This window comes from Nanobdella aerobiophila, from assembly GCF_023169545.1.
Taxonomy (GTDB): domain Archaea; phylum Nanobdellota; class Nanobdellia; order Nanobdellales; family Nanobdellaceae; genus Nanobdella; species Nanobdella aerobiophila.
Map to the genome: position 1 here is coordinate 517112 of NZ_AP019769.1, position 22043 is coordinate 539154.

Sequence of the window (22043 nt, forward strand, 5' to 3'; positions counted from 1 at the left end):
TATATCTATCATATAATATTATATTGTTAGATAAATCATAAAAACATAACAATAAAATTGCTGCCGATAAACATATAAAGTTTTATTACAATAACATAATATGGCACAAATAATAAAAATAGGAAACATGAGAGGAAAAGGCATAATAGCAATAGGTTTTATATTCGGATTGATATTCTATTTTTTAGGGATGCATATAGGCAATGAATTTATAGTAGATTTAGGAGTGTTTATTTTATTAACAACAGCAATATTATTTTTTATTTACGGATTGTTAGGAGCCATAGGAATAATCAACAGAATATTTAAATAATATAAATACTAATTTTTTATAAAATATTTTTTATACATAATTTTATTATTTATTATTTTTCATCTTATTGTTTAAATAAAATTTATTTAAATATATCTTATAACCATAGCACTCTAAATAATATTTATAAATTTAAACAAAATTAGAAACATTCTTATAATTTCCAGGTACCAAATTTAACCAAATTTAATAAAATTACCCAATATGGTTAACTACTATACACAAAATTTGTTATAAAAGATATTCTATAAAAATTAAAGAAGATAAATAAAATATAACACAGTAATATAAGATTTCATTATTAAAAAAATTAGCTTATTTTAATATACTTAATTTCTTCTTGAGGTGTTTGTTTAATATAAGCAACTTTTATATTTTTTATTGGTATTCTTATTTCTTCTTCAGAATTTTTATTGTCGAACATTATGTAAGCATAATCGAAGTCTATAAAATATACTCTGCCATATCCATAATCTGGGAAATCTATAATGAAAATCTTATCTCCAAAGTATAGATCTAATCCTATAAAAGTTTTAAAAGATCCCACAAGTACCGACAATAGGCTAATTAAATATGGGATAATTATAGTAAAATAGTTTTCTAATACAAAGTACCAAAATTTATTATTTAAAATATTACTGACTATTACATTGTAATTTTCTATTAAATATCCTAATAAAAGCGAGAAATAAAATATAAAAAACGCTAATATATAGATCTCCTTTCTTTTTGACAAATTCAAATGAGAGTTCTTAATAATTATCATACAAGCTTTAAGTGCTTTAAGATAAGTATGTAAAAGATAATAAAGTATAGGGATTATTAGAGTATAAGTAAGTATAGTACTAAATATAGAAATAACACCGGAAAACGAAAATAAAAACTTGATAGAAGAATACTCTATTATGTATAATGTTTCTTTATATATATCTAATAAATTTTGTATAGAAAAAATAGGTAGAATAAGACTAGCTACTGATATGGATAGGATGATTGTAATAAGGAAAAATATTATACTAGATTCATTTATATCTTTTTTATTGTATAGTACATCTTTGTTTGTTCTTTTGATTTTTCTTATTACATTACTGGTGGATATCTCAAGTAGACAAATACTATATTTAAAAATTATAAAAACAAAAATAAAAGCGCCGATAAAAAATACTAATATAGAGGTATGTACAAAATTAAATAATATCAATAGGATAAGTGATATATATGATGATACTCCCAGAATAAAAACTCCCAGTGAAATTTCACCTTTAAAATACTTAATATTATCATAATAACATCTAAAAATTCTTTTAATTGATGAAAAATTAGTTAGATAACAATTCAATTTTAAATATTTTGGTACAGCAATTATAATTATAGCTAAAATTATTATGACAATTGTCAAATAAGAAAATCTTATTTTAATGACTGTAAGTATCATAGTAATGATAATAAATATTGCGAATAATAAAAACAAAGGATTTAATTTGATGAAATTGTTAATAATCTCTTTTATTTTATTCAAAAATCTTGTATTTATCATAAAAGATATGATTATATATTTTCCTTAAAAATATAACTAGTAAAATATAGGCATAAATAATCATAAATTACATATTAATAGAATTATGAGGAAATAAAAATAATATGTATAATATCTATAATGCATTATGATATACTCTATCACAAAATTTTTGAATCATAAATATAAAAATAAATAATGAACTACTTTACAATTAATCCTAAATTTTACTTATAAATAATACCTTTTTAGTTCTTAATGAAATATATATTCTTTTATCTTTTACTGTGTTAAATAAAATATAAACAGATTTTCTAAAATAACAAAATTCTTTAAATTAATTAGAAAAATTTTAAAGATTTTTCAAGAAACCAACATTAATGACTTATCTTTCAATTTATTGGTATGAACTTTTAATATTCCTTATAATTATTTCATTATCATTTTACGCTTTATACTACGCTTTATACAATATTTGTAAAATTCTTATAAATAGAAAAAAGAATATATCTAAGGAAGAAATAAATAAAAAATTTTCATATACAAATATTGTTGCTAAAACAATTGTCTATATACCTTTTTTTCTTCTTATATTTATTTTTACATTTCCATTATTTTTAATCTTTAATACATATGTCATTGAATATCTTTTATCTTATATATCTCTATTTATAGTAGAAAAAAATGTATCTTCCATATCGATTTTTTCAAATTTTTTATCTGCTCTTGCTGTCTTTGGTTTATATCTTCTTTTTATAAACTTCGCGAAATTCCTATATAAGAAATTCTATTTATTGAATGAATATTCACAAAATAAAACTAATCTTATAGATATGGGAGATAATCTATATAAGAAATTCTATTTATTGAATGAATATTCACAAAATAAAACTAATCTTATAGATATGGGAGATAATGTAGTATATAATATAAGATTTTTATTTTTAATATATTTAGTTTTGATATGTTTGATATTGGTTATATATATACTTTATTATTGGATACATCATACTCTGCCTATAAAATTGAAAATAAGTTGGAATTTCATTCTAGTTTCTGTAACAATAATGCTACTGTATCCATCTTTATTATCTATTCTTCTATCAAACGCAGAAAATCTTAAGGATAATGGATTATCTAAGAGTATAAGAAACTATACTATTCAGATGTTTCTATTATATACTACTATCTTAGCGATTTTTCTTTATATTTATATATTTCATACAAATAGTGGCTTTAGTCATATCTTTTATCTAGTAATTGTTACTTCTACAATATTCTCGATCTTCATAATAAATTTTTTTATACTTTCATGGTATCTAAAAAATAAATCTGCCAAATAAAATATAAAAGCATAACTGATTTAAATATGGGCAATAAATTCGTGTCGTATAACCCAGATTATCCGTCATCCATAAAGGGCACGATATATATAAATATACTTAAGTATATCATGGTCTTAATTTTTACAAAATTTTATATTATATAGGAAAGATTAATTAATTATAAAATTATGGAATTTTTAGAAATAATAGTAACTCCGATTAAATATAAAAGAAGAGTATATACATCCATAATTTTTATGGCTGATAAACTTAATGACTTTAACATAACTATACAAAATATAAAGATGTTGTAATTTATTTAGAAATGGACGAGTATTGATAGAAAATATTAAAATTTTTGATTATTTTTTAAATTAGATAAATATTTATTCGATAATTTTAACTTTTAATTCTGATAATATTCTTTTATATCTAAAAAATCTTTATCTTTTGTCAATATTTCTGTATTATATTTAATTGCAATAGCAGAAATGATAATATCTGCATCATTTTTAATTTTTTCATTATTTCTTGATCTATATTAATTATATTTAATGCATTTGTTAATAATTCTTTAATCTTAAGAATATTTTTGGATTAGAATTAAGAAGGATAATAGATATCTAATGAAAAATTCGTTAATATAGTTCAAACTTATACAATAACTAAATATAAAAATTTGTTAATAAATCGAAGAATTTTACTCAATAAAACAAAATTTTAAAACTTTATGTTAGAGTTGCTTGTTCTGCTACACCACCATATGTAAACGTCAATATATAATAATAAGTTCCATTTCCACTAATTATATTATTAACTATTGTACTGTTACAACTTAATTCTAATGTATTCTGAGATCCTGTTGGTATTGCAGTAGAGTTTCCAGGAGTTGATCCAACCTGGTTTATATTACATGTATAAGTATTACCATCATATGACTGATTTGCTGTATAATATTCTCCGGCATCTACAACCATTGAAGAAGGAACTATAGGTACATTACCATTATTATATATTACTGCATATATATTACTACCTGAAACATAAGTATTTGGTATGGAAAATGAGACAGTCTGTGTTGCTCTAGATACCTGATTTGATGTTGATGTTGTTAATGTACTGAATAATCCAGATAACCATGCATACATTAATCCTGCTATTGCTACAGTCATTACAATTAATAATATAGTAGCTATAATTGGAGATATACCCTTCATGATATAGATAAAAACTTTTGTAATTTATAAGTATTATGGATCCGTAGCTCAGCATGGATAGAGCGACGGCCTCCTAAGCCGTAGGTCGGGGGTTCGAATCCCCCCGGATCCGCTAAAAATCAATCTAGTTTATATTAGAAATGTTCTAAATTAGTAGTCTATTAGACTATTTTTACATGATCTTACTATGATTATACAATTTTTATTCAAAAAAATTATAATGAATAAATTAAATACAGGATCAAAGATCAAAATAGAAGAGATTTTATAATTAAAATTCCGAGGTCATTATATGATAAAATATTAAATATATAACGATTATTTTAGGTATCAAAATTAATTTACTAGACTAAAACATTATAAATACTAAAAATAAGCATTATTAAAATTATTGAAATTATAATTTTATATAAAATATTTGATCTTCTAGATAAAAATAATAAATATATTAAAAATAAAAATGTAAATAAGTACAAAATATTATAAAATCTTATATTAAATTTATATAACACTATCAAGGTTAAGAATTCTACTATAACTATATATAAAGGAAATTTAAATTTAGGTTTATTTATTATAAGATCTTTATAAGCCCCATACTTTTCTTCCTTAGAAATGAGTACATATAATACCGATATTAATAATGCAATCAGAACAGATAAAAATATATTATGATACCCTATGATTTTTGATAATAATAAAGATATTAATAGAGATAATATAAAAATGAGAATAGAATATATGTATTTAGTATTTAATTTATTCATCAAATAATTCCCAATTATTGTTCCCACTATAGAACCCAATATTAGATAAAAAACTATATTAATATCTATGTAGTTAGAATATAAAATTCCAGAAAATGTAGAAGTTAATAATATTATTAAAAAAGATGTCGCTATTGATGCCTTTATTGGTACTTTCATTATGTATGTTTTATTTACATTTGATATTAATCCTGCACCTCCACCCAATAGGACTGATGAAAAACCGGCAAAGATTTCAAAAGGTATTCCAAATTTTAAATTTTGCGGATAGTAATATATACCAGCTCCTTTATCATAAATATATCCGTATAATTCTAGCTTTTTAATATACTCTGGCGTATTTTTATAATAGAAGTATATTTTTCTCTTATATATAGTTACAAACAAAAATATAGATAATAAAAGCACATATAGTATATAAATCATTCGTTCATTTATAATAAAACTTTCAATTATTTTTCCCATAAAAACTCCTATAACTGCTATAAGGGATAATAATAGTCCAAGATTTATATTAATATAATCCTTTATATATCTAGAAATATTTAACAAGGCAACGAATTGTGTAAATAGTAAAGAAGATCCAACAGAACTTAACAAATTAAAATTTAATAATAATAATAATGGTACTATCATTGTTCCAGCACATATAGATATGTTTGATTCTATAATGCTAAATACAAGACCTATAAAAAATAAAATAAGTATTATATCCAACCTCTATTTTTTAAATCTAGTAGAAATTTTAATGATTTTACTGCTTCATCCGGAGATTCAAATGCAGGAACATATTTATCTACAGATAATCTTATTTGTTCTGTAAAACCACCACCATATATTATAAAAACTAGAGGTACTCTCTTATTTATAATTTTAGATAATTTATCTGCAAATTTTTCGGAAAAAGATGCTAATTGAGGTAATAGTATTGAAATTATTCCTTCTGTCCTATCATCATTAATTAAGATCTTTAATCCTTCAAGATATTGATCCTCATTCGCCTGCGCGGTTGTATCTATCGGATTATGAAATGAAGAAAAAGATGGCAATATCCTTTTTAATTGTTCTTTTATATCTTCCGGAGTTTCACCTATATTTATATTATTAAACTCAAGTTCATCGGTAGTTAATACACCTTCACCCCCGCCATTAGTATAAATAAATACAACCATTAATATTTATATATCAATTTAAATAAAAAACTTTTATTCAATAAAAAATTTTATTTATATAATGAAGATATTTAATAAATCAGAAAAAAATAATTTAAAATATATAAATATAATAGAAGAAATTAATAAAAAATTAAAAGAAAACGGGATATTTTCAGAAGATCTAGAAAAACTAATAGATAATTATAGGAGAAATTATAAAAAAAAGGATCTTGAAAAAGAATTAAGGAATACTATAATAGATCTAAAGAACTTTTTAGAAATAAGAGCAAAGATATTTTCAAAATTAAAAAAATTATTAATTAACATAGAAAAGATAGATAAGGATTTAGAAAAAATAGAGGATATTTCTAAGACAGAATATTATGGGAGAAAAGTTATAGATTATGATAAAGTATATAACAATATTAACAAGATTACACAAGATATATACAAAAAAATAGAGGACGTCTTAAGAGAAATGGATAATATTAAAAATTCGATAAACCAAATAAATGATTATGGTATATTAGATAGAGATCCATATCTAAAAGATATAGTATTAATAATTATTAGGGACAAGGAACCAATATTGGAGAAAGTACACCAAATATTAAATAATATTAGAAATGAAATAATTAATTCTGACAAGAAAGGGTTACAGATAAATGAACTAGTACAAATAAACAGAGCATCAGAACAGATAATAAACGTATTAGGAATAGAAAACTTTGAAAAAGTAATGAACAGTATATTAAATGCCGAAAAAAGATATCTAGATATATTAAATTGGTTATTACAAGAATTAAAAGATATTAAATTATAAATAATAGCTTATAGTTTTTAAATATATCATAAATTCATTCATATTTTTTGGTTCAAATATTCTATACTGCTTGAACAAATTTCTATATACTTCATAATCGCCAGCCATGGAAGCTGTATGTGAAGATACGGCAATTGAACCTCTAGTACTCTTTCCAGACTTTAATATAATTATAGGTTTATTTATATCTTTTGCTATATCTAAAAATTCTTTACCAGTATTTGGTTTTAATCCTTCCATATATATAAATATTGCTCTTGTATTATTATCATTTTTTAATTCTTTCAATATATCTATCTCATTTATATCTATTTTATTACCATATGATATTATTTTAGAAACCCCTATATCTTTATTTGCTATCCATTCCATTACAGCCATTGATATTGCACCAGATTGTGATAATAGTGCGATCCCTCCTCTTTTTGGTCTTTTTAATCTTACTGGATCAACAAAAAAAGTATCAAAACCTAAATAAGGATCATATATACCCATACCATTTGGTCCTAATATTCTAATATTATATTTTCTCGAATATTCTAGTATTTTATCTTCTAAATCTTTTCTACCAACTTCAGAAAAACCTGCCGATATGATTATTGCCAACTTTATCCCCTTTTCTCCAGCTTCTCTTATTATATCTGGAACACTTTCTGCAGGTATTGATACAATTACTGTATCTACATCTTTATCAATTTCTAATAGACTTTTATAAGACTTTAGATTATAGATAGTAGTATAATTTGGATTTACTGGGTATATATTACCTTTAAAATCTGAGATTAAATTTTTTAATATTATATTCCCAACCTTACCTTCTTTATTTGAAGCCCCTACTAATGCAACACTTTTAATATCAAAAATTCCCATTATTTATATTTATTCTTACATATTGTACATAATAAGTCTTGAAAATCTAACAATGCTTTATTTCTATCTTTGTATAGTAAATAACCTAATTCGCTTATTATTTTATATTCTTCTTCATCCATAATTATCTTCTTTCTTCCTCTTAATCCAGATATATATTGAGAAACTGCAGCTTGGGTTATTAATAGTTTTTTTGCTATTTCCTCCTGAGGTAAGTTATATTTTTCATATAACATTTTAGATAATTCCTTTTTTATTACAGGAAGGTCATACCTCACAAAATTTTCACATCTTAAACCCATTATAATTTATTATATGTTAACAATATTTAAAATAATTTATAGTAATCCAAAAATTTTAATATCTATCAAATTATATGGACCCGGGGGGATTCGAACCCCCGATCTTTGGATAGTGGATCCAATATCATACCACTAGACTACGGGTCCTATTATAATATTTTTTAATAATAAATATTTTAATGATATTAGAAAAGATAACAAGTAAATTATTAAAAGATATTACAGTTAGAAATTATAATAAAAATTCAAACTATATAGGGCAGGATGTTATAGTTAAATACTTACTTAATATAAAAAAACTATATAAAGATAGTGGAGAATTAATATACAAAAACTATTTAAATGTATATTATAACAAAGAAGCAAGTGAATTATTAGATATAGACAAAGATTATATCATAAACAAACTGAATAATGAAAAGATAATATTAATAGATAATTCCCTATATAATTTATTATCAAATAAAGGAAAAGAAAGCCTAAAAAGACAAATAATATTCTCTTTAAAAAATATAAGAGAATATTTATTTGATACAAATCTTATTCTACTAGGTAATATAAATTATAGTTTTCTTGGTAAAAATAAAGTAAATATATATAATAATAGAGAAGACTTTAATTTCTATAAATATAAAGGAGTTATATTAGATCCTTATGGAGATGAAGTATTAAAAGATGACGATATTAAGAAATATGATTTATTTATATTTGGTGGTATAGTTGATATTGATCTAAAATGGCAATATGCAACACATTATTTATTTAAAGATATAGATTTTCCACATAAAAGAATTGAAATAAATAATTCTATAAAGAATGTACCTGATAGAATAAATATATTGATAAAGATTATATTAGATTCTTACTACTTAAATATACCATTAGAAAAAGCAGTAGTAAATAATATGCCAAAAAAATTTAGATACTAGAAATAATTAAACCACCCTTCTAACTCTTTATATATTGATCGAGGATTCTTACTTAGATAATCTCTAATATTTTTCCTTCCTTTTTCAATATATTTAGGATTTAATATTTCTCTAATATTATTTATATCTTTCTCTGAAAATCCTGAATATACTATATCTCTTGTTTTTTCATATTTTTCATATTCTTCTAAATCATATATATCTTTATCTTTATATCTAATAAATTTACTTAAAAAAGAAAATAATAAACAATTTTCTATATATTTCATAACTTCTATCGAACTTTTATTTACTATTATATTTCCCCCTGTGGATATCACAAAGTATACTTGATTTTCTAGCTCAATATAATAATATAAACCATATTGATTTGGTATCTTTATATTTTTATCTCTTATATAATAACCAAAAACATTATTTGGCAATATTTTATATCCTGAAATGTTTTTTATTATTTTATCTAATTGAATTAATGTATCTTCAGGTTTTTCACATACTAAATCAATAATATTACTTACATCTTTATCTTTTAAATCCAAATATTTTGCTATTGCTAAATTACCAATAAGATTACACCCTTCCCACTTGATTTCATTTAAATTAGCATAGCCATCTAATTTTTGATAAGGAATCCTAAACCTGTCTAACTCTAAAAATTGATATTTACCTTTTTTTAATATTTTAGCTAATGATTCAAAATTTTTTTCATAACTTTTTAATTGATCGATATTTATTTGATTTGCTTTATATATTAGATCATCAAGCTCCTCATTAAATATAACAGTCATAATAATCTATAATATTAAAAGATAAAAATATTAGCCCCGCGGGGATTCGAACCCCGGTCGCAGGGACCAGAGCCCTGTATCCTAGGCCACTAGAAGACGGGGCTATGATATATAATATAAAAAATATTCTTTTATGAATAAAATATTTAAAACCGCAAATTTATATAAGGGTTCTTATTTTATCTTTAATAGAAAAGTAAAGAGTTGGTATAAATTTGAAGCTATATAAAGATTTTTAAAATTGAAAGCTTATTAATGATATAGAATGAACAATGAATATAAAAAGATATCAATAAAAGATGTCCAAAGATTATTAATGACAATTAAATTAGAAAAAAACAATAAATACCTAGATAAGATAGAGAATTTTTCAGAGGAATTATCTTCGATAATTAATAGCAAACTGTTATATAAAAAGATTTATTATTTCCCGGGTGATTTTGAAGGTAATAAAGATATAACATATACTGCTATATTAAGTACCTCACATATAATAATAAGTTCATATACAGAAGAGGATGGTATATATCTGGATATAGATGCAGGATGGTGTAGTAGAGAAAGACTAAGGATCACTAAGTTAAAAGAGATATTATCTAGAAATTTTAAAAGTTTCCAAATAATAAATATAAAATACCTTGATTATGATTATAATGAAGAAGGCTTTCTCGACTGATTCTATGATGATTGCCGAGTAAACAGACATTTATAAAATATAAATTAATTATATTATTATGAATGATCAAAATGTAAAATGGACAATTCATAACGAAAATACTGAAAAACAATTAGAAAAATCCGGATATGGTGTTTATAATCATTCTGCCGTAGAGATATGCCATTGGACAAAAGAAGCAATAGTAAATGGAAGAGGGTGCTATAAAAGAAAATTTTATAATATAGATACAGCCGGGTGCATGGAGATGACTCAGTCGGTAATGTGGTGTACAAATAGATGTACATTTTGTTGGAGACCAAATAAAAAATTTGAGCCCTATCATGATATTTTACCTGAAAATAGTGTAGATTCTCCTGAAGAAACTATAGAAAATCTAAGAAAATTAAGAAAGAATCTATTGATCGGATTTTATGGAAATCCAAAAGCTAACAAAAAGCTACTAGATAAATTTATTGATAAGCCTACTCATGTAACCTTCTCGCTATCTGGTGAACCTTTATTATACCCAAAGGTTGCAGAAAGTATATTATATATTAAAAAGAATTGGCCATGGATAAAGTCTATATTTATTGTAACATCTGGAGAGGTACCCGAAGCATTAGAAAAATTAATATCCATGAATGCATACCCTACACAATTATATATATCATTTACAGGATCAAATCCAGATATGTATAGAAAGATATCTGTACCAATATATAAAGATTATTGGGATAGATATCTAAGATCTTTAGAAATTGCTTCGAATATGAAAACTAGAAGAGTAGCAAGGTATACAATATTAAAAGGTATTAATGACGATAAAAAATACTATCCAGAATGGGCAAAATTATTAGAGTTATATAATCCACATTTTATAGAATTAAAGGGATATTCATTACTAGGATATTCTAGAGAAAGATTAAAGATGGAAAATGTTCCAAAACTAAATGAACTAATAGATTTTGCTGAAGGATTAGTAGAATATTTACCTGGATATGAGATATATGATAAAGATAAAGATTCTAGGATCGTATTAATAAAGAATAGAAGAAAAGGAATGGATATAGATCCTATTATAAAATCGGTAGAACCAAATATATAGCTATTTTAATCTTATTGGATGAGTTAATCTTCCAAACTTTTTAACAGTTGCCCAGTAAGGACCATATTCCTTTTCCCTTCTTTCTTTTATTTTTTTAATTTTAGCATAATATCTCTTAAAGACCATAAAAAATAGATTCCTAAAAAAACTTAAAAATAATTATAGTAAAAAGAAGAAACCTAAAGATATAAATACCAATATTATACTATGATAAATTCCTGACTGTATTTTTCCTTTTGATATTTTTCCTATTACCAATCCGGTAAATATAGCATTTATTAATAGTAATATAAATGATATAAATCTATATGTACTTATCACCTGCTGATATCCGGACTTTGTTAAGAATAAAGATGAAGATTCTAAGTTTAATACCAAAAAATATATAATAGCTAAAGATAGCAATACTCCAAAAAATAAACCATAATAAGTATAAGTGGTAATTTTTAATTGAGATAATCTATCTTTTCTTATAGTAGATAGATTTCTTATACTATCGGATAATGTATCTAATAGATTACTTAAATCTCCTCCATTTTTCATAACTTCATTTATGTTCAATAAAACTTCAGATATCTCTTTATTCTTAATTTTATTACTAACATCATTTAAAGCTTCATAGAATGTATTTCCATATTTCATTTGAGATACTATATATTTTATTATATTATCTAATTTCTTTCCATAAGAATTATTTAGTAAATTATATAAAGCAATAGGAAGTGGCTGACCAATCTTTAAATAATAAGAAAGGTCCCTTAAAAATAAAGGAAAATTATTTTCCATTTCTTCATCTTCCAAATATATAAATAAGTACTTAACAAAGTATATTAAATATAATAAAGTTATAATACCTATTTTAAAAAATATGTTTATTTTAAATGGTAAAAAAATCAATAATATAGAAAAAATAGATACAGATACTATATATATTAATTCCTTTTTATTCATTTATTATATTTGTACATCGAATCTAATAAAATTTTCTTTTCTGTTCTTAGGACTACCTCTCTTACTAATTCTATTGCATCTACATTTACAGATATAGAATCTATGCCAAATCTAACTAATTTTTCTGCGTAATCGGGCCTTGAACCTGCTTGTCCGCATAAAGATGTATATACATTATATTTTTTACATATACTTATTACCCTAGATACTAATTCTAATACTGCTGGATGTCCTTCATCCATCAATTTTTGCACTAATTCATTATTTCTATCTACTCCCAAAGTTAATTGAGTCAAATCATTTGTTCCAAATGATATGAAATCAATACCTGCGTTCTTTATTATATCTTCTATAGTTAATGCGCCTGCAGGTGTTTCTACCATAATTCCGACCTTTACATCCTTGCCCGGAATTAATCCCTCTTCTTTGATAATTTGCTTTGCTCTATATACCTCTTCCCAAGATATTACAAATGGTAACATAATCCATAAGTTATTAAATCCTTTTTCTTTTATTAATTTTTTAAATGCTCTTATTTCTGCTCTAAATATAGCATCCTGATCTAAATCTCTTCTTATGCCGTGCCAACCTATCATTGGATTTGCTTCTATAGGCTCTTTCTCTCCGCCTTCCAAATTCTTATATTCATCAGTTCTCATATCTAAAGTTCTGACAATAACAGTTTTTGGATATATAATTCTTAATATTTCTTCTAATCTTTCTTCGATCATATTTGTAAATTCATCAAGTCTATTATTATCTAAATACCATCTTGGATGCTTCCTATTTCTTAAAACAAGAAATTCCATTCTTAATAAACCAATACCATCTACAATATCCTTTACCTTACTTATAGTTTCTGGATAATCTGCTATAGCCATTATTTTTGTAGCAGAGATCTCTATAGGAGTAGATTTTACTACATTCTTTGCTATTTCTTTTTTTGTAAGATCTAAATTTATTTTTCCTTCATATACAACACCATGTGTACCATCTACAGTAACTATATCACCATCCTTTAATAATTCAGTAGCCTTTTGAGTACCCACCACCGCAGGTTTTCCTAATTCTCTTGAAACTATTGCTGCATGAGAAAGATGTCCACCCTCATCAGTTATTATACCAGATGCCTTTGCCATTAATGGCTCATAATCTGGATTGGTCATCTTAGTTACTAAAATGTCACCTACCTCAAATTTATTAAATTCGTCCATAGATCTTATTATCTTTACTTTACCAGTACCAATTCCAGGGGATGCTGCAATTCCCTTTAATAATATTTTCTGATCTATATTTATATTATCTTTTACTTTATTATTTATTGTCGTTATAGCTCTTGTCTGAACAATATATATATTATCATCTATTGCAAATTCAATATCCTGTGGCCTTCCATAATGCTGCTCTAATGCTTTTCCATACTCTGCTAATCTTCTTATTTCATCATCCGATAAACATCTTGTATTTTGCAAATCCTGAGAAACATTTATATTTTTAGTTAAAGAATCCGGATCATATACTGTCATAATTTTCTTCTGATTTATTTTTACATTTAATATTTGTAATGTATTCTTATCTACAATATATTCATCTGGTATGACTTCTCCAGATACTATCGCTTCACCCAACCCCCATGAAGCTTCTATTATAATTTTTGATATATCATTATTTACTGGTTCTGCAGTAAACATAACACCAGATTTCTTGGAAAATATTTGTTTCTGTATTACAACTGCTAATGCGACTTTATCATTGCTAAAATTCATTATTGATCTATAATTAATAGCTCTTGCAGTCCATAATGAAGCCCAACATTTTTTAACACTATCTAACAGTGCATTTTCTCCTTTTACATTTAGATATGTAGCCTGTTCACCGGCAAAAGATGCATTTGGCATATCTTCAGCTGTAGCGGAAGATCTTACTGCTACATAAGTATTATCTTCATTAAATATTTTGGATAATTCTTTATAATTGTTTAATATTTCATTCTTTAGATCTTCTGAAATATTTCCATGAATAAAAAGGTCCTGTATATCATTAGATGCTTTTCTTAATTGAGCAGGATTATTTATATCTATTTTTGATAGTATTTCCTTTATTTTATTGTATATATTGTTATCATTTACAAATTTCCAATATGCATCTACTGTCAATACAAAGCCTGGCGGGACTGGCATATTTAATTTTGACATCTCTCCTAAATTAGCTCCTTTTCCACCTACTATATTTACATCATCTTTTGAAATATCTTTAAACCACTTTACGTATACCATATAAAAATAAAGAATCTTAGCTTTTATAAAAGAAACTACTCTCCTGATAGTAATAACTTTAATTTGTTAATTCTAATATCTCTTTCTTTTTTTGATTATTTTCTTCTTCATCGTTATATTCTTTAATAAATCCTTCTATTATATCTTTATATTTATCTGCCAAATTTTCTGGATCTACTTCTTTCTTTAAATAATTAATAGTTTCCTTATCTATATATTTATCGTATTTTCCATCTTTTATATCCTTAATTATATCTTTTATTTTATTATATAATTCTTGTTTATCTTTAAATCCCAATTCTTCTTTTAAATATCCAAATTCTCTAAATTCTTCAAGAGCTTCTACATTTCTATATATTACTGGTAAATATCCAAGTACTAAAGCTTCTAACGTAGATAATCCATAAGATTCCATATATGTAGGATTTATATACATCGCCTTCTTTGAATTGCCTAATGCTTTTAATAAACCTATATAATATAATACATAATTATGAACAGAGCTACCGAAATCTTTTCCATAAATATGAATTTCTGCATTATGATGATTCTTTTTTATTTCTCTTAAAATTTCATGATCTTTAGAATCTTTTTTTAATCCATCAGATATTATAATTAATCCTATATCCATTTTATCTCTTAATAATCTTTCATACGCCTCTACAAGATCCTTAAAACCTCTTTCATAACTTGTTCTTCCTACATATAATAACCATATCTTATTACTATTTCCATATATATTGCTATAATAATCTTTAAAAGATTTTATTTCATCTTTATATATCTTTTCCAAAGATACCATATATAAAGGTTCATGAAGTATAGTAAATTTATTTATTTTTATTTTATCTTGATATTCTGAATCCTTAAAGAATGTATTTATATGATAAATAAGATCTTTTACTTCAGAATACATGCTCCAAGATGGAAATATTGATAAACCATCCTTGGCTCTTAAAAGAGAGTTTATATAATACATCATTCCTAATCTTATCCAATCATATTTTTTTCTAAATCGTAAAATCCTCTTATCATCTGTATTAGAGATATATAGTTCATCCAATAAGTCAAATAAATCTTTTATTAGCTCTTTATCCGTTCTTCCTTTTTTCAATCTTTTTTCAAATAGATTATATATCCTTTCTACATGTTTTGCTGGTAAATTCATTCTATTATTTTCTATTTCATTCTTAAAGGCCAATAAAATATCTGCAACATAATCGCTATGGAAAACATAAGCAAAATTTTGCTTATATAATTCATTTATCTTTGCTGAGAATTCTTCATTAAAGAGATTAAGACTCATGTTCGCATATAATTTTGGATATTCATTTATTATAGTATCCAGATTTACTCTTTTGGAATTTTTATCCTTAATATATTCAGAATTATAAAAATAATAAACAATATCTATCAATTTTCTTTCTTTATACTTGTTATACAAATCCTGAAAATTTAATTTATATAATTCTTTTATCTCATTATCATCCTTTATTCTTAGTCCTAATGAATATAAATTTATACTAATTTTATCTTTTAATTTTTCATAAACATTTAATAAAGATAATAAAAGTCCAATACTATATGTTTTTGTTCCGCCGGTCCATCTATTATCCAAAATAACATCGATAGGAATTCTACTATCTTCAATATCTTTATCAGTAACAATTTCATCATTTTTTAATTTTCTTAATTGTTTAGTTACTACCATATTATAATTATACCAATAGAAACATTTATAAATAATCTTTTAGTGCTTCTTTTAAAAAAATTATGAAACTACATATGGGCTTGGTGGCTGATCTTTAGATGCTGGATTTTGTTGATGTGTTGATTGAGTTGGATTATTAAGAGCTTGACTAGCTGGCGAATAGTTAGATTTTGCTAATTGACTTAAATAATCTTTATCACCTGCTACCCCTAGATTCATTAAATATTCTGCAAGCTTTTCTAATCCGATCATTTCTTTTATAGCTAATAGATTAGTTCCTACTTTTTGTACATAAGCATTTATTAAAGAAGAATATGCTCTTGATAACTCATTATAGCTTATATCTCCTTGTTTTCCTTCATTTATTATCTTATTATACGCATTATTAATAAGTTCATATCTTAAAGCATATAAAGAGTTTAAGTATTCCCTAGCTCCTGCTTCAAAATCTTCTTTAGTTTTAAATCCTAACTCCTTTCCAAAGATTCTATATAATTGTTCTATATCTCTATCATATTCTCCTCTTTTAGTGCTAAATTTAGGTTGAGAATCTCTATTATTTACAAGCAATCCTGCATAGAATAATGCTAAACCAAATTTATTGGTATTATTCATAGTACCTACTAATTTTGATAATAAGTAATCTGCAGGCGCTTCACCCAATCCAATATAGTATGGATTAAACTCTTTTTTCATAAATTCTTTATCATAGCCTTTCTCTCTTCCTAATAATTTTTCCAATTCAGATTTTTTTTCTTTTAATACCATGAATTGCGTATCTAGATCCCCTTTTCCCAAATCTTTTGTATGATTTAGTATATAATCTATTGCTAATTTTTCAGAATCGGGATTGACAGGTATATTTACAGACATATAGTATTATTCCACTTAAAACTTATAAACCTTTCTATACTTTTTACCAAAAGTAAATAAAAAATTATTTCTTTAATAAAGTATCTAAAGCCTTTATCAATTCATCTAACAATTGTTTACTTTCACCAGGTTCAACAATTGCTGCTGCTGCAGCTTGAGTATGTAAACCGCAAGCTTGTCCTAATTTTTCTTTAGATGAAACATAAACATATCTAACACCTTTCTCTTCAGATAGTTCTGGTAAATGCATTACTATATCTGCTGGATCTACATCTAAAGCTATTGCTACCAATTTTGCCTGCCCTCTATCTACTGCTTTTGTAACTTCATTAGTTCCTTTCTTTAATTTTCCTGTTGATTTTGCCTTTTCAAATGCCTCATATACTTTTGCTTCATAGTTCTGTATAAATGTATTTAATACATCTTCTGACCATTTTACGTATGGAGCTGTCATCATGATCTCATCATCTATCTAAAAAAAATATTTTATGAAAAGGTTTAAAAAACAATAAAAGATATTTTACATCCCCTCTTCCATAGAATCGTCAAAAGATTCTTCAGAAGATTGAGAAGAAGCTTCTTGTGAAGAGGATGCTTCCCCTGAAGGTTCAGCTACTATATAACTAGGACCTACTTTTACAACCTTAACATTTCCCTTCCATCCAACTGTAACATTCTTCACAAAACAAGCTATACCTTTCACCCTAGCAAATCCATCTCCTCTTTGCGTCAAACTCTTTATTTCTACCTCATAGATCTCTCCTACTTTTATGCCTCTAACTACCATTGAATTATTATTATATAACTAATATATAAGTTTATTTATTCAATATTTTTTTACCCGTTTCAACAATACTGTTTGTCTCATTAAATAATTCATTTAATATTTTCATATAATCCTCTCTACCTTCAGATATTCTATCCATAATATCTTCTAGATCTCTTGTTCTTTTCTCAGAAACAAAATCATGAAAATATTTTTCAAGAAACAAATATACTTCAATTCCCAATTTAGTTGGTATCAGATTATTACTCTTATCAATTACATATCCCCTACCCATTACTTTTTTTATTATAGTTGCATAAGTCGATGGCCTACCTATATCTTTTTCTTTCATTAGATTTATAATATCAGCTTGAGAAAATAATCTTAATTTAGGTACTTTCTTACCATATATATCCTTTATTTTTAGATTATTTTGTATAGGATTAATTTTTAAAACATTTATTCTAAATGGATAAACTAAGTTCCATCCATCTTCTTTTACATCTTTTATACCAGATAGTTCTATTTCTTTTTCTATATATGGTATCCTTATTTTTTGAATATATTTGTTTACTATTGTATACTTCATCTGCGATTGTATAAATCTAGCAAATATTAGATCATAGACTATATAATGTCTTCTAGTCATATTAATATATATTTCTATATCTCCATTTTCTATTGATTCTTTTAGTTTTTGAGAATCCAGTGGTTTTGTTGGTCTTATCGCCTCATGAGCACCACCTTCTCCCCATGATCTAGGATAAAAATATTTTTCTCCAAATTTTTGGTTTATATATTCCTTTGCTAAGGAAATACCAAAAGAAGATATCCTTGTAGAATCTGTTCTATGATATGTAATTAAAGAGGATTCAAATAATTCCTGTAATATTTGCATTATTTTATCTGCCCCAATTTTTAACAAATTATTAGCATCTTGCAATATAGTACTTGTAATATACGGTGGTAAAGGTTCTAATTTTTCCTCATATTCTTTATAATCTATTATATATATATTATTATCTTTTAATTCTTTTATTGCCTTATTTACCTCCTTTCTTGTCTTAAAATCAGTATCAATATATAATTTTCTATCATTTTCTAATGTTATATCCAATATATAGACTTTTGATTTATTCCTTTCATTAAATCTATTTATTATCCATCCTAATATCGGTGTTTGGACTCTACCAGCTGATAACCACAATTTATTATAATAATTTTGAACTATACTAGATAAACTAAATCCAATCCATCTATCCTCTATCCTCCTAACAATCTGAGATTTGACTAAATTTAAATTTATATCCCTTAGGTTATTTATTGCATTTATTATAGAATTTTTTGTAACTTCATGAAATTCCGCCCTCTTTATATTATTATTATAAGGATTTAAGACCAAAAATAATGAATAAGCAATCATTTCCCCCTCTGTATCTGGATCTGTACCAATTACTATCTGATCAACTTCTTGAGCCAATTCCTGTAAAGCCTTTATCCTATTTATAGAATCATCTATATTACTAGAACCACAATATGGACATTTTCCATCTTTATACTCCGTAAACTGATTATTACATTCTAAACACCTTTTAATTGTTGTATAGTATGGTATCAACAATTTTTCATTTTTTTCTATACCAAATAACCCAATATTCTCCGTAGTTAATTCCAATATATGGCCTCTAGATGCTGTAATTATTAAATGAAGATTACCTAAAGAAATTTCATACACAGGTATACCATTTAAATTTCTTATTGATGGTCTACCAAAAAATGATGCTATCGTCCTAGCCTTATTAGGCGATTCAACAATAAATAAAATTACCTTCATTAATTCATCTTTTTTGACCTCTATCCTTCCTTCTTTTATATCTCTTATTAATCTTCTCTCATCTTCTATTTCTTTCCTTATTTTATCTAGATCTATTTCTGATAGATCTTTTAAAAAATACATTATATCTGTGCCAAAGACACAGAAATAATTTCTGAATTTCCAACCCCCTCTATAGAATTAATATTATTTAATAATTCTTCTTCGCTAAATTCTTTATCTGGATATAAAAATTTAATCATTAGTACATTTAGTCCAAAAGCAACTGGTTGTTTTTCATAGGATAAAAAATTGCCTCCAAATTCTTTAATTTTGTCCTTTATTGCTTCATTTAATTTATCTAAATCTAAATCTATATCATTTGGAGATACCTTTAATGTTATAACAACATATCTATCCATTTTAAGGTCCTATAAATCCACATTTAGAGCATTGCCACTCTAAGCCTAATAGTTTTTCCCTATTACTTCTAATTATAGTTTCTTCTCCACATTTTGGACATGGAAATTTAATTATAGTATCTCCTACAATAATTTTCCTTAGATTATTTGTCTTTTTTATATCATCTATATCCATAAAGATCTAATATATGCAAATAATTTAAATTTTTTTAAATTCTAGAAGCAATAATTTTTTATTGTTATTATATATATAGTAGCTTCGTATATATTCTATATTATATTTTTTTATATAATCTATTATATTTTTTATTATTTGATCATAATTATTTATATTATTATATAGCAAAATATATAATTTTCCACCTTTTCTTAATAAATAATCTGATTGGAAAAATATATATTTTTCTTTTTTAGATAATTCATATCTATTCTTAATTTTAAACACAAATATTCTATCTATGGATTCGCTTTTAAATTTTTGATCTAACCACTCTATATTGATCCTTCTAAATATAGTTATATCATCGACTAATGCTTTTTCTGAATTTTTTTCTATTTTGTACAATAAATTCGGATCTTTATGGACACAATATATTTTTTTATCTACTTTATTGTATATCTGAAAATCAATAGTATATTTTATATCTTTCATTTTCCAAAAGATTACAGGAATATTTTTCAATAATATCCCTTCTTCAATCGAAAAAGAACCGTCATCCATCAGATTTAATATATTTTTTGCTTCATATATTCTAGATAAATATAATATTTTTGACACTAATGTAGATTTCAATCTATTTATATTAAAAATATTATAATTTCTATTTGATAAGTTTATTCTGATCCTTTCAGATCCGCCTAATTTGTATATATTGTCTAAAGTTCTAGAATAATACATTAATCTTATTATATCTTCTTCCTCTAAATCCAATAATATATTTATCTTATTATTTATAATATTTATATCATAATTTATATCTTTATTTAATATATTTTTTATCTCATATAATATATATTCTTCTAAACCAATATCGGATTCACATATTACATTATAATTTTTTTCCATAAAATATAATCTATATGATATATAGTTATATAATATATTATATATTATATAGTATATTATTTTTTTCATTATATATAATAGTCTATATAAATTCTAGAAGAATAAAAGAAGATATAAACAAGTATCAAAAATACCTAATTATTTTATCAATATCTACATATATAATTGTAATAATATATTCTATATATAAAAATAATTATGACTATATTGGATTTATAATAATATTCATTTTATTTTTACTAAACTTAAAATATAAAAACTTATATTTAAATATCCCATTAATATTGATTCTTTATAACATATTAAATTATAATTATCTAAACTATATAAATACCCCAATAATAATATTAAATATTATATTTACAATAATGATATATTCAAATTATAAAGCCAAAAAT

The 22043-nt window shown here is 24.2% G+C and carries 24 protein-coding genes and 3 tRNA genes; 7 read left to right on the plus strand and 20 right to left on the minus strand.

Annotated elements, in window-relative coordinates:
- Positions 1-100 precede the first annotated feature (100 nt).
- Complete coding sequence (locus MJ2HA_RS02930; RefSeq protein ID WP_258393056.1) at positions 101-313, plus strand: hypothetical protein; 213 nt, start codon at positions 101-103, stop codon at positions 311-313.
- Positions 314-623: 310 nt separating this feature from the next.
- Here MJ2HA_RS02930 and MJ2HA_RS02935 read toward each other — a convergent pair whose 3' ends face one another.
- Complete coding sequence (locus MJ2HA_RS02935; RefSeq protein ID WP_258393057.1) at positions 624-860, minus strand: hypothetical protein; 237 nt, start codon at positions 858-860, stop codon at positions 624-626.
- A 358-nt stretch (positions 861-1218) separates the two neighbouring features.
- Here MJ2HA_RS02935 and MJ2HA_RS02940 point away from each other — a divergent pair, with 358 nt between their 5' ends.
- On the plus strand, positions 1219-1599 hold the full coding sequence (locus MJ2HA_RS02940) for a hypothetical protein (protein ID WP_258393058.1): 381 nt from the start codon (positions 1219-1221) through the stop codon (positions 1597-1599).
- Positions 1600-3882: 2283 nt separating this feature from the next.
- Here MJ2HA_RS02940 and MJ2HA_RS02945 read toward each other — a convergent pair.
- Positions 3883-4371: an archaellin/type IV pilin N-terminal domain-containing protein gene (locus MJ2HA_RS02945; protein WP_258393059.1), complete on the minus strand. Its 489-nt coding sequence runs from the start codon at positions 4369-4371 to the stop codon at positions 3883-3885.
- A gap of 37 nt (positions 4372-4408) precedes the next feature.
- On the opposite strand from MJ2HA_RS02945, the gene MJ2HA_RS02950 reads away from it, so the two are divergent.
- A tRNA-Arg gene (locus tag MJ2HA_RS02950) sits at positions 4409-4483 on the plus strand.
- A 232-nt stretch (positions 4484-4715) separates the two neighbouring features.
- Here MJ2HA_RS02950 and MJ2HA_RS02955 read toward each other — a convergent pair.
- Together MJ2HA_RS02955 and MJ2HA_RS02960 are read right to left on the minus strand one after the other, a co-directional pair.
- Positions 4716-5855 carry a sulfite exporter TauE/SafE family protein gene (locus tag MJ2HA_RS02955; RefSeq protein ID WP_258393060.1) on the minus strand — a complete coding sequence of 380 codons (1140 nt, stop codon included), beginning with the start codon at positions 5853-5855 and terminating at the stop codon, positions 4716-4718.
- Entirely contained in the window at positions 5846-6310 is a 465-nt protein-coding gene (locus tag MJ2HA_RS02960) for a hypothetical protein (RefSeq protein WP_258393061.1), read from the minus strand. The genes MJ2HA_RS02955 and MJ2HA_RS02960 overlap by 10 nt, the downstream gene beginning before the upstream one ends.
- 61 nt (positions 6311-6371) lie before the next feature.
- Here MJ2HA_RS02960 and MJ2HA_RS02965 point away from each other — a divergent pair, with 61 nt between their 5' ends.
- Complete coding sequence (locus MJ2HA_RS02965; protein ID WP_258393062.1) at positions 6372-7115, plus strand: hypothetical protein; 744 nt, start codon at positions 6372-6374, stop codon at positions 7113-7115.
- Here the strand turns inward: MJ2HA_RS02965 and MJ2HA_RS02970 are convergent.
- The 3 genes from MJ2HA_RS02970 to MJ2HA_RS02980 form a co-directional block, all read right to left on the minus strand.
- Positions 7110-7985, minus strand: a complete 876-nt coding sequence (locus MJ2HA_RS02970; protein ID WP_258393063.1) for a CoA-binding protein — start codon at positions 7983-7985, stop codon at positions 7110-7112. The genes MJ2HA_RS02965 and MJ2HA_RS02970 overlap by 6 nt on opposite strands.
- The gene (locus MJ2HA_RS02975; protein ID WP_258393064.1) at positions 7985-8287 is read right to left on the minus strand and encodes a transcriptional regulator; all 303 of its coding nucleotides are present in this window, start codon (positions 8285-8287) and stop codon (positions 7985-7987) included. The genes MJ2HA_RS02970 and MJ2HA_RS02975 overlap by 1 nt, the downstream gene beginning before the upstream one ends.
- Positions 8288-8362: 75 nt before the next feature.
- Positions 8363-8434 (minus strand) — tRNA-Val (locus tag MJ2HA_RS02980).
- 32 nt (positions 8435-8466) lie between these two features.
- Here MJ2HA_RS02980 and MJ2HA_RS02985 point away from each other — a divergent pair.
- The gene (locus tag MJ2HA_RS02985) at positions 8467-9216 is read left to right on the plus strand and encodes an RNA methyltransferase (RefSeq protein WP_258393065.1); all 750 of its coding nucleotides are present in this window, start codon (positions 8467-8469) and stop codon (positions 9214-9216) included.
- Here the strand turns inward: MJ2HA_RS02985 and MJ2HA_RS02990 are convergent.
- Together MJ2HA_RS02990 and MJ2HA_RS02995 are read right to left on the minus strand one after the other, a co-directional pair.
- Entirely contained in the window at positions 9213-10004 is a 792-nt protein-coding gene (locus MJ2HA_RS02990) for a hypothetical protein (protein WP_258393066.1), read from the minus strand. The two genes, MJ2HA_RS02985 and MJ2HA_RS02990, sit on opposite strands and share 4 nt — an antisense overlap.
- 31 nt (positions 10005-10035) lie before the next feature.
- A tRNA-Gln gene (locus tag MJ2HA_RS02995) sits at positions 10036-10108 on the minus strand.
- A 161-nt stretch (positions 10109-10269) separates the two neighbouring features.
- Here MJ2HA_RS02995 and MJ2HA_RS03000 point away from each other — a divergent pair.
- Both MJ2HA_RS03000 and MJ2HA_RS03005 read left to right on the plus strand, forming a co-directional pair.
- On the plus strand, positions 10270-10680 hold the full coding sequence (locus MJ2HA_RS03000) for an S-adenosylmethionine decarboxylase (protein ID WP_258393067.1): 411 nt from the start codon (positions 10270-10272) through the stop codon (positions 10678-10680).
- Between the two features lie 58 nt (positions 10681-10738).
- The gene (locus MJ2HA_RS03005; RefSeq protein WP_258393068.1) at positions 10739-11767 is read left to right on the plus strand and encodes a radical SAM protein; all 1029 of its coding nucleotides are present in this window, start codon (positions 10739-10741) and stop codon (positions 11765-11767) included.
- Here the strand turns inward: MJ2HA_RS03005 and MJ2HA_RS03010 are convergent, their stop codons facing one another.
- The 11 genes from MJ2HA_RS03010 to MJ2HA_RS03060 all read right to left on the minus strand — a co-directional run bounded on the left by MJ2HA_RS03010 (position 11768) and on the right by MJ2HA_RS03060 (position 21714).
- Positions 11768-11893: a hypothetical protein gene (locus MJ2HA_RS03010; protein ID WP_258393069.1), complete on the minus strand. Its 126-nt coding sequence runs from the start codon at positions 11891-11893 to the stop codon at positions 11768-11770.
- A gap of 33 nt (positions 11894-11926) precedes the next feature.
- Positions 11927-12718: a type II secretion system F family protein gene (locus MJ2HA_RS03015; RefSeq protein ID WP_258393070.1), complete on the minus strand. Its 792-nt coding sequence runs from the start codon at positions 12716-12718 to the stop codon at positions 11927-11929.
- Positions 12715-14994, minus strand: coding sequence for a phosphoenolpyruvate synthase (gene ppsA, locus MJ2HA_RS03020; protein WP_258393071.1), 2280 nt, complete (start codon positions 14992-14994; stop codon positions 12715-12717). The genes MJ2HA_RS03015 and ppsA overlap by 4 nt, the downstream gene beginning before the upstream one ends.
- 58 nt (positions 14995-15052) lie before the next feature.
- Positions 15053-16705, minus strand: coding sequence for a glycosyltransferase (locus tag MJ2HA_RS03025; protein WP_258393072.1), 1653 nt, complete (start codon positions 16703-16705; stop codon positions 15053-15055).
- 60 nt (positions 16706-16765) lie between these two features.
- Positions 16766-17578, minus strand: a complete 813-nt coding sequence (locus MJ2HA_RS03030) for a hypothetical protein (RefSeq protein WP_258393073.1) — start codon at positions 17576-17578, stop codon at positions 16766-16768.
- 64 nt (positions 17579-17642) lie between these two features.
- On the minus strand, positions 17643-18035 hold the full coding sequence (gene rpl7ae, locus MJ2HA_RS03035) for a 50S ribosomal protein L7Ae (protein WP_375140649.1): 393 nt from the start codon (positions 18033-18035) through the stop codon (positions 17643-17645).
- A 63-nt stretch (positions 18036-18098) separates the two neighbouring features.
- Positions 18099-18365, minus strand: coding sequence for a TRAM domain-containing protein (locus tag MJ2HA_RS03040; protein ID WP_258393075.1), 267 nt, complete (start codon positions 18363-18365; stop codon positions 18099-18101).
- 31 nt (positions 18366-18396) lie between these two features.
- Entirely contained in the window at positions 18397-20301 is a 1905-nt protein-coding gene (gene rgy, locus MJ2HA_RS03045; RefSeq protein ID WP_258393076.1) for a reverse gyrase, read from the minus strand.
- Positions 20301-20579 (minus strand): elongation factor 1-beta, encoded by a 279-nt coding sequence (locus MJ2HA_RS03050; protein ID WP_258393077.1) that lies wholly within the window; start codon positions 20577-20579, stop codon positions 20301-20303. The genes rgy and MJ2HA_RS03050 overlap by 1 nt, the downstream gene beginning before the upstream one ends.
- Position 20580: 1 nt before the next feature.
- The gene (locus tag MJ2HA_RS03055) at positions 20581-20754 is read right to left on the minus strand and encodes a zinc finger domain-containing protein (RefSeq protein WP_258393078.1); all 174 of its coding nucleotides are present in this window, start codon (positions 20752-20754) and stop codon (positions 20581-20583) included.
- A 24-nt stretch (positions 20755-20778) separates the two neighbouring features.
- On the minus strand, positions 20779-21714 hold the full coding sequence (locus tag MJ2HA_RS03060) for a hypothetical protein (RefSeq protein WP_258393079.1): 936 nt from the start codon (positions 21712-21714) through the stop codon (positions 20779-20781).
- Between the last annotated feature and the right edge of the window lie 329 nt (positions 21715-22043).